The 13598-nt window shown below is 62.2% G+C and carries 13 protein-coding genes and 1 pseudogene; 13 read left to right on the top strand and 1 reads right to left on the bottom strand.

Going from position 1 to position 13598, the window contains the following annotated elements:
• Positions 1-231 (top strand): transposase domain-containing protein (locus BUB57_RS16365; RefSeq protein WP_143159766.1); only part of this gene is annotated, 231 nt, incomplete at its 5' end.
• A 265-nt stretch (positions 232-496) separates the two neighbouring features.
• On the opposite strand, the gene BUB57_RS16655 is transcribed toward BUB57_RS16365, so the two are convergent.
• Positions 497-934 carry a DUF1579 family protein gene (locus BUB57_RS16655; protein ID WP_159435584.1) on the bottom strand — a complete coding sequence of 146 codons (438 nt, stop codon included), beginning with the start codon at positions 932-934 and terminating at the stop codon, positions 497-499.
• A gap of 880 nt (positions 935-1814) precedes the next feature.
• On the opposite strand from BUB57_RS16655, the gene BUB57_RS16025 reads away from it, so the two are divergent.
• From BUB57_RS16025 to tnpC, 12 genes and pseudogenes are all read left to right on the top strand, one after another.
• Positions 1815-3422, top strand: a complete 1608-nt coding sequence (locus tag BUB57_RS16025) for a cbb3-type cytochrome c oxidase subunit I (protein ID WP_073068844.1) — start codon at positions 1815-1817, stop codon at positions 3420-3422.
• A 10-nt stretch (positions 3423-3432) separates the two neighbouring features.
• On the top strand, positions 3433-4056 hold the full coding sequence (locus BUB57_RS16020; protein ID WP_073068843.1) for a cbb3-type cytochrome c oxidase subunit II: 624 nt from the start codon (positions 3433-3435) through the stop codon (positions 4054-4056).
• Positions 4053-4796 (top strand): c-type cytochrome, encoded by a 744-nt coding sequence (locus BUB57_RS16015; RefSeq protein ID WP_073068842.1) that lies wholly within the window; start codon positions 4053-4055, stop codon positions 4794-4796. The genes BUB57_RS16020 and BUB57_RS16015 overlap by 4 nt, the downstream gene beginning before the upstream one ends.
• Entirely contained in the window at positions 4793-5524 is a 732-nt protein-coding gene (locus BUB57_RS16010; protein ID WP_084732226.1) for a c-type cytochrome, read from the top strand. The genes BUB57_RS16015 and BUB57_RS16010 overlap by 4 nt, the downstream gene beginning before the upstream one ends.
• Positions 5525-5539: 15 nt before the next feature.
• Positions 5540-6709: a c-type cytochrome gene (locus BUB57_RS16005; RefSeq protein ID WP_073068841.1), complete on the top strand. Its 1170-nt coding sequence runs from the start codon at positions 5540-5542 to the stop codon at positions 6707-6709.
• Positions 6710-6713: 4 nt separating this feature from the next.
• Positions 6714-9008, top strand: coding sequence for a heavy metal translocating P-type ATPase (locus BUB57_RS16000; protein ID WP_159435583.1), 2295 nt, complete (start codon positions 6714-6716; stop codon positions 9006-9008).
• Complete coding sequence (locus BUB57_RS15995) at positions 9005-10447, top strand: bifunctional metallophosphatase/5'-nucleotidase (protein WP_073068839.1); 1443 nt, start codon at positions 9005-9007, stop codon at positions 10445-10447. The genes BUB57_RS16000 and BUB57_RS15995 overlap by 4 nt, the downstream gene beginning before the upstream one ends.
• 140 nt (positions 10448-10587) lie before the next feature.
• Positions 10588-10740 (top strand): annotated as a pseudogene (locus BUB57_RS15990) (integrase core domain-containing protein); the annotation flags it as partial.
• A 322-nt stretch (positions 10741-11062) separates the two neighbouring features.
• Entirely contained in the window at positions 11063-11305 is a 243-nt protein-coding gene (locus BUB57_RS15985; RefSeq protein WP_073068838.1) for a tyrosine-type recombinase/integrase, read from the top strand.
• Between the two features lie 82 nt (positions 11306-11387).
• The gene (gene tnpA, locus BUB57_RS15980; protein WP_143159765.1) at positions 11388-11825 is read left to right on the top strand and encodes an IS66-like element accessory protein TnpA; all 438 of its coding nucleotides are present in this window, start codon (positions 11388-11390) and stop codon (positions 11823-11825) included.
• Entirely contained in the window at positions 11822-12175 is a 354-nt protein-coding gene (gene tnpB / locus BUB57_RS15975; protein WP_073068836.1) for an IS66 family insertion sequence element accessory protein TnpB, read from the top strand. Before tnpA ends, tnpB begins: the two co-directional genes overlap by 4 nt.
• 68 nt (positions 12176-12243) lie before the next feature.
• A partial coding sequence (gene tnpC, locus BUB57_RS15970; RefSeq protein WP_073068835.1) for an IS66 family transposase occupies positions 12244-13598 on the top strand: 1355 nt, incomplete at its 3' end.

The raw sequence follows: 13598 nt of genomic DNA, 5'->3' as shown, positions 1-13598 counted from the left end.
TTATGCAGAGGTCTCCATAACCGCAAAAACGCCCTCTTCGCCGGGAACGAGGTCGGCGCAGAGAACTGGGCATTGCTCGCCAGCCTGATCGCGAACTGCAAGATGTGCGACGTCGATCCGGTCAGTTACCTCTCCGATACGTTGCGCGCGTTGCTCGACGGGCATCCCCGAAGCCGCATCGACGACCTCATGCCCTGGAACTTCTCGACCGCGTCAAGCCGCGCCGCATAGGGGATCGCCGAGGCGCTTACACCTATGCGCATGGGAAAACCATCGATTTTTACTTTTGCCCGACTTGCGGGTGTTTGGCCTATTATCGTGCGCAGAGAGCAGATAGTGAGGGACGCTGGAAGATCGCGGCCAACCTGCGTTTGGTTGAAGACCCCGCAAGTGTTGCCGACATTCCGGTCGAACATTTTGATGGCCTCGATACCTTCGCTGATCTCCCCAGTGATGGGCGTCGTGTTTTCGATATGTGGTTCTGACAGCAGATACTTCAATCGGCTTTAGTCAGCACAATACCCATCCAGGGCGACCACGACCCGTCCGCTTCCATTTCCCAAGTGCCTGTCAGCTTGTTCCAGTCTTCGTCGAATGCACCTCGGAGTCTGATCCCTTGGCCATCGATCTTCCAGTCATGACCATCGAGCGCGCAACGGAAGCGCGATGTTTCGCCTTTAGCGTCGTAAGAGGTTGAAAAGAGCGTCCTCGCTTCAGAGTCCCAGCCGATTATCTCGGTCGATCGGGTGATATCCTCGCCCATCCTGGCGTCTACCCGATGGAGCAAGAAACACTTTCCAGGTAGCCACTCGTATATATCAGTGGCAACCATGGTCTGTTCTTCGGCCTCATCGCTGGCCCTGATTTGTCCTTCTGTATTCCAGATGCCTACAAAAGGACTGAGTGATTTCATCGTCTCAGATGCGTCCGTCATTGACTTCTCCATATCAATGTTTTCAGCAGCTTATCACATCTCCCAGACGCAGGAGCGGACATTTATCGACAGCGCAGCATCGGTCACTCTGGGCTCTGACCTGCCGTTCGCTGCGCCTGGAACGAAAGGCTGGTTAGCCTAATCCACGGGCGCTTTGGGTCAGCGACCTGTCACAAAAGTCGGTTTTGTCTGTCACTCGACATGGGTGTCAGACGACACCAAGTTCTGCCTCTGCCTAACGGATAAGCTATTGAATTTTCTCGGGGCTCATTTAGGCGAACGCAGCGATATTACCTTTTCCGACTCACAGTTTTACCTTTCAGGCGCTTAGCAGGGCGGCGCGCCCAATACTCCTGGATTTTGAGAGACGAACCGTTTGGGCCGCATAGGTTTTTTGAGAGCCCGCACCTATCTTTTTTCGCCGCACCACTGCACGGGCCGTTCGAGCAGGATTTAGCGAACGGCGGCAGGGAGCTTAACCTGCCCATGCTGTCCCGCGTTGCTTTGGCGAAGGGTTAGTCAGTGGCCAGCGCATGGCGGTTGACGCGAGTCTGATCGAGGCGGATGCGAACATGATCTGACCAGAGCCAGACGGCAACCCGGATGCGGTCGATGCCTCAGCATCGCATCCGCGGTTTGCAGTAGCAAGCAAAGCCCTGCGGGACATGCGGGCGACGTGATCCTTCCGGTATTCTATTCCGACGCGGAGTTCGGAACAAAAGCGGTCACGGACGCGTTACGGCTCCTAATGCAAGCACCGAGCGGCGACCGAAACGACCAATCAGGTAGATGGTCCGCTTCCACTCTTAAGCGTGACTTAAGGTGAGCGATTAAAGTTCGGAATTTGCTTCGGGAAACACTAAACACCAGTGAGCGTGCCATGGTATTTACGATCGGAACCCTTGTCCTTGTGAGTTTTGCGGTATCGCTCGTGGCGCTCGTGGTCCTGATCTGGGCGATTTCGCGCAGTCAGATGCGCTTTACCCAAGCTGACGCACGCACAATTTTTGAAGCCGAAGAACGTGGTGAGGTTCTCGATGATCCGAGCACCAGGCCGGAGCAGACCGACTCGCCGCAGGGCCGCGGTGGGGATAGCCTGGTCCCCGCAAATTGCCGCCGCCTTATCCTGTTCATCTTTGCCACCGCAACGCTTTGGCTGGTTGTGGGCAGCACTTATGGGCTGATCGCCTCGCTCAAATTGCACCTTCCCGATTGGCTGAACGGTTCTGCGCCCCTGACCTTCGGACGTATGCGCGCCATTCATCTCAATCTGGTCATTTACGGATGGCTTTCACTTGGATTGATGGGCCTGGCGCTCTGGCTGATCCCGACGATATTCGCGACCCAACTGCGGTTGCCTGCGCTCGCCTTTGTCGGAGCGATCATCTTGAATCTGGCCGTCGGCGCCGGTGCCTGGGCTATCAGCACGGGCTGGACCGATGGCCTCGAATGGCTGGAGATTCCGTGGCAGATTGATATCTTCATTGCCCTTGCGGTGTTCTTGTTCGTGATCCCCCTGATGGTCACGGCATGGCATCGGCAGGTGAAGCATATTTACGTGACGGGGTGGTATTACCTGGGTGCCATGGTCTGGTTTCCGGTTCTGTTCATCGTCGCGAACATCCCGAATCTGCATGTGGGCGCGCAGCAGGCGACAGTGAATTGGTGGTTTGCCCATAACGTGCTGGGCCTGTGGCTGACGCCACTCGGCGTCGGGGCGGCCTATTACCTTCTGCCGCGGATTATCGGCAAGCCGATCTATTCCTACAGCCTGTCCCTGGTCGGCTTCTGGGCGCTGGCCTTGTTTTACAGCCAAGTCGGCATCCACCATCTGATCGGCGGGCCGGTGCCGACATGGGTCGTGACCCTGTCGGTGGTGCAGTCGATCATGATGTTCGTTCCGGTGATTGCGGTCGCGATCAACCAGCATCCACTTTGGCTGGGTAATCTCGGCGCGTTCCGGGCCAGTATCCCGCTGCGCTTCGTGGCCATCGGGGCACTGATGTATACGGCGGCTTCGTTCCAGGGCTCGCTTGAAGCACTGCGCGCGATGAACTCGATCACACATTTCACGCATTACACGGTCGGACATGCCCATCTTGGGGCTTACGCCTTTGTGACCTTCGTGCTTTTCGGCGGGATTTACTACGTCATGCCGCGCCTTGTCGGGCGCGTCTGGCCGCTGGCGTCGTTCATCGTGGCGCATTGGTGGCTCGTAGTGGTCGGGTTCACCATTTATTTCGTTTCGCTCACCCTTGGCGGCTGGCTGCAGGGTCAGGCGATGCTGGATCCGGCACGCGACTGGATGGAGAGCATGGAGCTGACGATACCCTATCTCACCGGCCGTTCGGTCGGCGGGTCGCTGATGGTGCTGGGCCATTTCGCCTTTGCGGTGAACATGGTCGCGATCCTCGTCGGCCGTGGGGCCGAGCGCAAAGCCGGTTCCGGGCTGCTTGAGGCCGAGGTCGCAGCGCGGCCGGGCCAATGAGGAGGCAAAAATGAACCGATTCATACCCCTGATATTGCTCGCAGCGGCCATTCTGGCCTTCGCGACCGTCTTCCTCGTCATTCTGCCAGCCGGGGAAATCCGTTCGGCGGCCGCAGCACCCGATCTGAAACCCTACACCGGAACCGAACTGCGTGGTCGTGCGACATACGTCGATCTGGGCTGCGTCTATTGCCATAGCCAGCAGCCGCGCGCACCCGAACAGGCACCCGATGTGGAGCGCGGGTGGGGACGCCCCTCGACTGCGTCTGATTACGCGTATGACACGCCTCATCTTCTGGGAACGATGCGGACCGGGCCGGACCTGCTGAACATTGGCGCGCGCATGCCAAGCCGAGCCTGGCACCTGACACATCTTTACCAGCCGAGGGCGATCCATCCGACTTCGATCATGCCAAGCTATCCGTTCCTTTTTGAAACGAAAACGAATGCAGGTCCGGACGATGTCGTGGTGCAGCTTCCCGATCAATATCGACTGGCGGATGGCGTTGTCGTGGCGCGGACCGAAGCATTGGATCTTGTGGATTACCTCCTCAGCCTCGACCGGACCTATCCTGCGGCCAACCCCGAGTTGCGCGACAATGGGTATTCACCTGACAGGGGGGCGAATCAGTGAAGGAGCGCAAGAGCAAATTCAGCCGCGACTTCGGTCCGGCCGCCCGCAACATGGACGAGAGTTTAGAGCCGTCCGAACTCCAGAATCCGGTGCCCTGGCCACTCATAGCCATTGCGCTTGCCCTTGCCATAGCGGGTGGCGTGACGCTCTACCTTGATGCGAAGGCAACGCCGAGGGGTGAAGACGCACAGCAGGAACGGACTGCCGCCGACGAAGGGGCTGCGCCGGTGGATGCCAGTGTCGCCGAAATGGATGACGCAGAGGGTGATTTTGCGGTCGCGCAAGGTGCGGCGCTGTTCGGGACCTATTGTGCGACCTGCCATCAGACCAATGGGTCGGGTGTGCGCGGCGCGATCCCGCCGCTTGACGGTTCGCGTTACGTCCTTGCCGATGCGCAGGTGCCTGCGGCGATCCTGCTGCGCGGTATTGCCGGGCCCATCGAGGTCAAAGGCGAACTCTACAACGGGCGAATGCCTACCTTTCATGCGACACTTGAGGATGAAGAGATCGCTTTGATCCTGACGCATATCCGGGCCAAATGGTCGAACACGGCAGAAATGGTTTCGCCAGATCAGGTCGCGGGCGTTCGACAGGCGCTGGACGGCGATCTCGGCCGCCCCTGGGAAAGCGGGTCTGAGCTTGAGGACGCATTCGGGATTGAAGCGGCCCCTGCCGCGGATGACGAGGGCGAACCGGCTGTCTCCGGTCAGGACGCGGACGCTCAGGAGGATCCACAATGAAACCGGCTTTGCCATTCATCATTATTGCGCTCTTCTTTGCAGGCGCCGGCATCACGCAAGATGCTGCGCCGACGGACGGCAGGGCGATTGATTGGCGTGCCGCAGAGAATTATGCGCGCGTTGCCGAAGACGCCGACCCGGCAAGTGTCCTGAACCTGATCGAAGGAGAGGCGAACTCTGCCGAAGCCCCCTGGGCCTGCGCCTCGTGTCATGGCGACGCCGGTGAAGGCGCACAGAACATTCCGCGTTTGGCAGGTATGCCCGCGGGCTATCTGGTGAAGCAGCTGCACGATTACAAAAGCGGCGCGCGGATCAACGATAATATGCAATATGTCGTTTCGACATTGGACGACGCGGAAATGGCCGCGCTTGGCGCATATTACGCGGCGTTGGAAACCGGCCCGTCGTCCAACGCGTCGCTGGGTGGTGATCTGGAGCGTGGTCGAACCCTTGCGCTGGCGGGCGACTGGTCGGTGAGCGTTCCGTCCTGCTTTTCCTGTCACGGCGCGCTGGGATGGGGTGTGGGGGAAACTTTCCCCGCAATCGCCGGGCAGCATCCGGCCTACACCCACACCCAGCTGGCCGCGTGGAAGGCAGGGCGCCGGGCCAATTCGCCGCTTGGCCTCATGCATTCCGTCGCCGCGTCGCTGTCCGAGAAGGATATGCGCGCCGTCTCGGACTACCTTGCCACGCTGCCGCCGCCGCAGCCTCGTAACCCCGCGCGTTGATCAGGAGGACCGGACATGTCTGAGAAAAAGCAACAGGAGGAGACGCGCAGCGGCCGGGCGGTGCGGCGATGGCTCTATGCCGGACTTGGGGCCTTGGTTCTCGTCCTTGGCGGAGCCTACCTTTATCGCATCGACGCGGTGAACCGGCTGCTGGGCACGGCTCACGAGGTCGGCGAAGCGCAACAAGCTGGCGAGAGGTCACGCGAGGCCCGCGAGAAGTTTCGCAAAACAAGCGAAAAATTGGCCGCGAGCGAGACAAATGTTGCAAATCTGGCAATCCCCACCGGATCTGACGGCTTTTTCGCCCCGCCTCTGGAGGACGAAATTCCGGAGGACGATTTCGGCGAATCCATTCGTCGCGGCCGCGAGATTTTCCTCAACCCGGGTGCGAATGCGACGGAGTTCGTCGGCAACTCACTGGCCTGCGCGAACTGCCACCTCGACGCGGGGCGGCGCCCGAACTCGGCCCCGATGTGGGCTGCGGCCGGAATGTATCCGACCTTTCGAGGCAAAAACCAGATGATCAATACAATGGAAGACCGCATGAATGGTTGCTTTACCTACTCCATGAACGGCTCCCAGAGTCCGTCGGGAGGTCCACCACCGCCTGGCCATCAGATCTACAAGGATCTGGAAAGCTATTTTCACTGGCTCGCCACGGGCGCACCGAACCGGGTCGATCTGCCCGGTTCCGGCTACCCGACGCCTGACAAGCCGGAAGCCGACTATGATCCCGCGCGCGGTGAAAAGGTGTTCGAGGCGCAATGTGCGGTCTGTCACGGCGACGACGGACAGGGGCGGCAGGACATGAACGGCCGCTATGCCTTTCCGCCGCTCTGGGGGCCGGATTCCTACAACTGGGGCGCCGGCATGCACCGCGTCAACACCGCCGCCGGTTTCATCTATGCCAACATGCCGCTCGGCCTGCCCTATTCGCTCAGCCCGCAGGACGCCTGGGATGTTGCCGCGTATATCAACAGTCACGAACGCCCCCCTGACCCCCGCCAGACCGGATCGATAGAAGAGGGCGACCCCGGAATGAGCGTTGCGGAGGCTGCCGAGCGGTTCCACGACCATATGGGCTATTACGGCCGCGAGGTGCGCGGCACCGTGATCGGCGCCGGTCAGGACGCCGAACCCGCCGATGCGCCGTCCGCCACGGGAACCGTCGTTCCGGAGCAGTAGCGCGATGGATGCCCCGCGCGAATTCGATCCTGCGACGCTAGACGGTCTTGATCGGGGAATTGTCGGAATCGACGGGCTCTGGTGCCCGAGTTGTGCGGCTGCGGTGGGCCGCGCAATGACAGCGGTGCCGGGCGTGACGCGGGCGCAAGTCTCGTTTGCCGGTGGGTCTGCCGCGCTTGCGTGGGAAGACGGGACCGATCTGGGCGCGGTGGCGCGCAAGGTTTCCGCCATGGGTTACCGATTGACCGCGCCTGAAACGGGCGGCGGCATGGAAGGGCGTATCGCTGCAGAGATGCGCCGGGTCGCGATCAGACTGGCGGTGGCAGTCGTCTTCGGCATGTGGACGATGATGCTGTCGATTCTGCTCTACCTCAACCCTGACAACATTGCAGCCGGCGCGACCGGCCGCGCGTTGGCCCTGGCCGCAGGGGCAACCGCGCTGCCGGTCGTTGTCTGGGCCGGAGCGCCCATCCTGCTGGCCGGTTGGCGCACGGCGCGCGTCGGTGTGCCGGGGATGGACAGCCTTGTCGCGCTGGGAGTGACCGGCGCTGTCGCGGCATCCTTCTGGTCGCTATCTGCGGGTCATTCCGAAGTGTGGTTCGACACGTCGGTGATGCTCGTCACGCTTCTGACGTTGGCCCGCCTCGTTGAAATGGCGACGCTTCGCCAATCCAGCCGCGCCATCGCGGCCTTGCGCGCCGCGCTGCCCGAAACAGCCCGCAGGATCGGCGCTGACGGTACCGCGCGCGAGGTTCTGGCATCAAGCATCCGCAAGGGCGAGGTCATTCGCGTCGCCGCAGGCGAGCGCGTGCCCCTGGATGGGAACCTTGTCACAGGCGACAGCAGCTTTGACACCAGCATCATGACGGGCGAATCCGCACCGCGCGAAATCATCCAGGGCAGCGCCGTCGAAGCGGGCTTCGTCAACCTGTCGCGCATGATCGAGATTGACGTCACCGCAGCGGTCGGCGCGCGCAGGATCGACCTGATGGGTGTCGATATCGCGACCGCACTTCATGACCGCCCCGAAATTCACCGGCTGGCCGACCGGCTGGCACGGGTCATCGTCCCGCTGGCGATCACGCTTGCCGTCCTGACGCTGGTGATCGGCCTTGTCATGGACCTGTCCGCCGAGGCAGCAGGATTGCGCGCGCTGTCGGTGCTCATCATCGCGTGCCCCTGCGCTGTGGCAATTGCGGCGCCGGTCTCACATCTGGCGGCGACCGGGGCCGCGGCGGCATCGGGGATACATTTTCGCACCCAGGCCGCGTCGGAAAGCCTCGGCTCCGTGCGGCGGGTGCTGTTCGACAAGACCGGCACCCTGACCGAAGGTAGGCCAGTCTTGCGGGACGTGCATCTGCGCGCAGGCATCGAGCGCGGCCGCGCTCTGGCCCTTGTGGCCGCAGCCGAACACGAAGTCGTGCATCCGGTCGCGCAGGCGCTGCGCGAGGCGGGCGGCGGCGGGCTCGTCGCGACCGGGTCCGAGCGGTTTGAGAACGGGGTCAGTGCGACGGTCGACGGCAGCGACGTTCTGGTCGGCAGCCGTGGTTTCCTTGTGCGAAACGGCATTGAGCTGCCCGAGGAACAGCATGACACGGCAGGCCAGACCGCCGTGCATATGGCAGTTGACGGATCATGGACCGCGCAGTTCCTTTTGGGCGATGCGGTGCGACCGGATGCGACCGGGACGCTGTCGAGCCTGAGGGAAACCGGTATTGTGCTCGGAATGGCAAGCGGTGACGCGGCTGTCCCTTGCGCACATGTCGGCGCATTGGTTGGATTGCAGGCGGGCGAAATCTGGTCGGATTGCACCCCCGAGGACAAGGCCGCCCTTGTCGAGGCCGGCCCGGGACCGACCGCCTTCGTCGGGGATGGCGTCAATGACACGCTCGCCATCGTGCGCGCCGATGTCGGCATCGCGGCAACGGACGCATCGGCGGCCACGATCGCACTGGCCGATGTGGTCATCGCGCGGGGCGGCGTCGCCGCTGTCGGCAAAGCGATTGCAATCTCGCGAAAGGCCCGCCGCGTTCTGCGTCAGAACCTTGTGTTCTCCGTGGCCTATAATGTCCTGGCCCTTGGCCTCGCCGCCTTTGGCACGGTGCCGCCTCTCGCCGCGGCGGGCGCGATGGCGGCAAGTTCGCTGATGGTCATCGCCAACGCAGGCCGCCTGCGGGCCGGTGCCGTCAAGTCTGAAACGTCAGAGGGCGAGGACGAACACAGTGGAGCTGCGACGTCGCCCGGTCAGCGCGCGGATGCATTCACTGATGAAAGTTCTACAAAGAAAGCAGACGCATGAGCACCAACCTTACCCTTCTCCAGTTGAACGACCTGCACGGCTATCTCGCACCGCATCCCGAATTGATCTGGACGCCCGACGGTCCCGAGTTCCCCCGCTTGGGCGGTCTCGCGCGGATCAAGACGCTGTTCGACCGGGTGCGCAAGGAATGTCCCGGCTCGGTCCTGGCCTTCGATAACGGCGATACCTTTCACGGCACCCACGCGGCGGTCAGCACCAAAGGAGAGGCGCTGCTACCGCCAATGAATGCGCTTGGTCTGAATGCGATGACGGCGCATTGGGAATTTGCCTGGGGCCCCAAGCATGTAGAGCAATTGGCGCAACGGCTGGATCACCCGCTGCTGGCGGCGAACTGCTATCGCATGAGCGATGACAGCCGCCCCTTTCCGGCCGCTGTCATTTGCGAGGCGGCTGGCCTGCGCATCGGGGTAATCGGCCTTGCTGCCACGATAATCGACAAGACGATGCCACCGCACTTTTCCGAGGGCGTCAGATTTACCGACGGACCAGAGGAAGTGCGCGAAGAAGCGACGCGATTGCGTGCCGAAGGGGCCGATCTGATCCTGGTGCTGTCACATCTGGGGCTGCCGCAGGATCTGAAACTGGCGCAGGACGCCCCGGACATAGATATCCTGCTCAGTGCTCACACGCATAACCGCCTGATGGTGCCGGTCACCGTGGGTAAGACGCTAGTGATCCAGTCCGGCTGCCACGGCTCGTTCATCGGCCGCCTCGATCTGACCGTGAAGGATGGCCGGGTGATCGACAGCCGCCATGCGCTGATCCCGGTGGACGATACGCTGGAAGAGGATCCTGAAATGGCGGCGCTGGTCGATCAGGCACTGCAAGTCAGTGCGGATCTCGACCGCATCGTCGGCGAAACGCCGATGGCGCTGCACCGCGCGACCTGCCTTGATGCGCCGATGGACGATCTGCTGCTCGCCGCGGTCGCGCGGGCGGCGGGAACCGACATCGCGTTCTCGAACGGCTGGCGCTACGGCGCGCCGGTGCCTCCGGGGCCGGTCACGGCGGAGCATCTGTGGAATATCGTGCCGGCCGACCCGCCCGTGTCGACGGTCGAACTGACCGGAGCGGAAATTCTGCAAATGATGGAGGAGAATATCGAGCGCACCTTTTCGTGTGATCCGTTCGGCCAGCGCGGCGGTTACGTCAAGAGGTTCCGCGGCCTGACTTTTCGTGTGAAACTCGAAAATCCGAAGGGTCTGCGGATTCAAGGCGCATCCTGTGGTGATGCACCGCTTGAACCCGGCCAAACTTACAAGGTGGGGTTCATCACGGCCCAAGGGGTGCCGCCACAGTTGGGCAAGGGGAGACGGGATCTGAACATCACGGCAATCGCTGCGCTTGAAAAGTGGTTCTCTGATCCCGGCTGGACAAATGGCGGCCTGATGAACGTCGGACGTTTAATATTGGTCTGATTTTTCCTCCCTATGGCGATGATCGGAAAAAGGAAGAGTGATCATGATAGACAAAGTAGACGTGGCAATCATAGGTGCGGGCACAGCGGGACTGGCGGCCCTGCGCGAAAGCGCCGGACGTGGCCCATATCTTATTGAATTTGCCAAACGCGTTCGAACGGCTCTGGCGGTCTCTGAAATACGAATGCGTCTACCTGAACGCTTTCGAAACCGGCTCGGAGGCCCGCAACGGAATTGGTGCTTGGATCATCTATTACAACGAAAAACGCCGCTCTCATCGCACGGCTTGCTGATGCCGACCGAGGTTGCGACCCGTTTCATGATGGAACCCTGAAAGAAAGGGACACCTCAAGCCACAATTGCATTGGAGGATGGGCCAAAACTCAACTGTTTTAGTCACCGGCGATATCGACTGCTTGTTGAACGGTTCGCTGAAAGCTGCCATTGGCGCAGCCGCAACGAACGCTCACTTCGTCCGCATACTGTGAATTCACCTTTGGCGCAGCGAATGGTGACTTTCTCACTCTTTACATAATGTGCATAATGTAAAGAGTTGGACGAACCGGATGCACTCCGGATCAATCCAGATCGGGGTTTGGGAAGCGGGTCGAAATCATGTCCAGCCGGCAAAATGTAAAAAGTGACGCGGATTGCGCCGCGGATTCCCACGAGCGCGGCCGCAACTACCTCGGACAGCCCCAGATCGACCGACTCCTGGCGTCCGCGAAGAAGGGCCGGCACGGCATCCGAGATCATCTCTTGCTTCTGATGATGTTCCGGCACGGGCTTCGGGTCTCCGAGGCCATTGGGCTGCGGCGGGAAAATGTCGATCTCGCACAGTCGCGGGTGTGGATGTAAGCGCCTCGCCGATCCCCTCCTGCCGCGCTGAGGCTTTTTGTGCGAGTCCTGCTGTCGAGATCAGGCAGGATAGGACGGCAAAATGGACGGCTCTTTAGACGGCTCAACGGAGGGCTACGCGGGCAGGATCGAGGTTATGGAAGGGCGGTCGGGTCGACGCATGCGGAGCGAGGCGGAGCGGGCGCGGATTGCGGCGGAGAGCATGGTGCCCGGAGCGAAGGTCGCCGATGTTGCGCGCCGGCACGCGGCGACCCGCTGGCAGGTCTACGATTGGCGCAAGAAGCTGATGGCTGGCGCGCTGGCGCTGCCCGCCGAGACAGCTGACGAACCGATGTTCGCGGCGCTTGTCGTGGAGCCGAAGCCGGCCCGGCCTGCGCCCAACCCGAAACGGCGCGGCGGCGCGACCAGATCCAGCAGGATCGAGATTGTGGTCGATGGGGTGACCCTGCGGGTGCCGCCGGAGATCGAGGAAACGAACCTGACCCGGATGATCCGGGCGATCAGGACGGCCTCCCAATGATCTTGCCGGCTGGCGGGCTGCGCGTTTACGTGGCCATGCGTCCGACGGATTTCCGAAAGGGCATAGACGGCCTGGCGCTGCTGGTTCAGGAGACGATGGGCCTCGACCCGTTCAGCGGCGCGGCCTTCGTGTTCCGCGCCAAGCGGGCCGACCGCATCAAGGTCCTGATCTGGGACCAGACCGGCATCGTTCTGGTTCACAAGCGCCTGGAGGGTGCGAAGTTTGTCTGGCCCAAGGCGCAGGACGGCGTGATGAAGATGTCGCCCGCACAGTTCTCGGCCTTGTTCGAGGGGCTCGACTGGCGGCTTGTCCGCCCCGAGCGCGTGCGACGGCCGGAACTGGCGGGATAGCTGCGGCAGAGTGACTCGGCATCGTTTTGCCGGTGGTGACGATCCCGCCCATGTGCTTGATCGCAGTCATGACCGACACTGCCCTGGCCGAAGAAAACGCCCGTCTGAAGGCCCGCCTCTCCGAGACCGAGGCGGCGCTCGTGGATGCGGTCGAGGCTCAGCGGCGGCTGGAAAGCATCGTCAGCGAATTGCGCCGGGAGAAGTTCGGGCGGAAATCCGAAAAACTCGATCCGGAGCAGTTCAATCTGCCGCTCGAAGACGTGGAACTGGCCCAAGGCGTTCTGGACGCGGCGCAGGAGAAGGCGCGGCGTGCGCTGAAGGGACATAGAGCTGCTGAGAAAGGCGCACCGGACCGCAACCGCGGCCATCTTCCGAAGCATTTGCCCCGGATCGAGCGGATCATCGAGCCGGAGACCACGCTCTGCCCCTGCGGGTGCGGTGAGATGGCCAGGATCGGCGAAGACGTCTCCGAGCGTCTCGATGTCGTGCCGGCGCAACTGCGGGTTCTGGTCACCCGCCGCCGGAAATACGCCTGCCGCCGTTGTTCCGGCGCGGTGGTCCAGGCGCATGCGCCGGAACATGTCGTGCCCGGCGGCCTGCCGACCGAAGCGTTGATCGCGCAGGTCATTGTGGCCAAGTTCGGCGACCACCTGCCGTTTTACCGCCAAGCGGAAATCTACACCCGGCAGGGGATCACGCTGGATCGGGCGACGCTCGGCAACTGGGTCGGGCGCGCCTGCTTCCACCTGCGCCCGATCGCCGATCACCTGAAGGAGCGGCTGAAAGGCGCGGACCGGATCTTCATGGACGAAACCCGCGCCCCGGTGCTCGATCCCGGACGGCGAAAAACGAAGACCGGATACTTCTGGGCCATTGTTGCCGATGACCGGGGGCACGGCGGCGCCGACCCTCCCGTGGTGATGTTCCACTACGCGCCAGGTCGTGGCGCCGTGCAGGCGCTCCGCTTCCTCGAGGGCTATCGCGGGAGCTTCGTGCAATGCGACGGCTATGAAGCCTATGACAAGCTCACCAAGGTCGATCGGACCGAGGGGCCATGGACGCTGGTCCATTGCTGGACGCATGTCCGTCGGCGGTTCGTGAAGCGCCTGGAAAAGGACGGCTCGCCGATTGCCGAGGAAGCCCTGCGTCAGATCGCCGAGCTCTATGCCGTCGAGAAATCCGTGCGCGGCATGGCCCCCGAAGCCCGGCTTGCCGCCCGCCGGGAGTTGGCCACCCCGATTATCACCGCCTTCCGCCCTTGGCTCGAGGCACAGTTGTCGCGTATTCCGCGTTCGTCAAAGCTGGCCGAGGACATCCGCTACACCCTGGCGCGCTGGCCTGGCCTGACACGGTTCCTGAAAGACGGTCGTCTGGAACTGGACACCAACCCGGTCGAAAACCAGATCAGGAAGATTGCCCTGAC

It is taken from the genome of Paracoccus solventivorans, from assembly GCF_900142875.1.
Classification (GTDB): domain Bacteria; phylum Pseudomonadota; class Alphaproteobacteria; order Rhodobacterales; family Rhodobacteraceae; genus Paracoccus; species Paracoccus solventivorans.
Note: the sequence above shows the minus strand (reverse complement) of the source record. Positions and strands in the feature narration are given on the sequence as shown.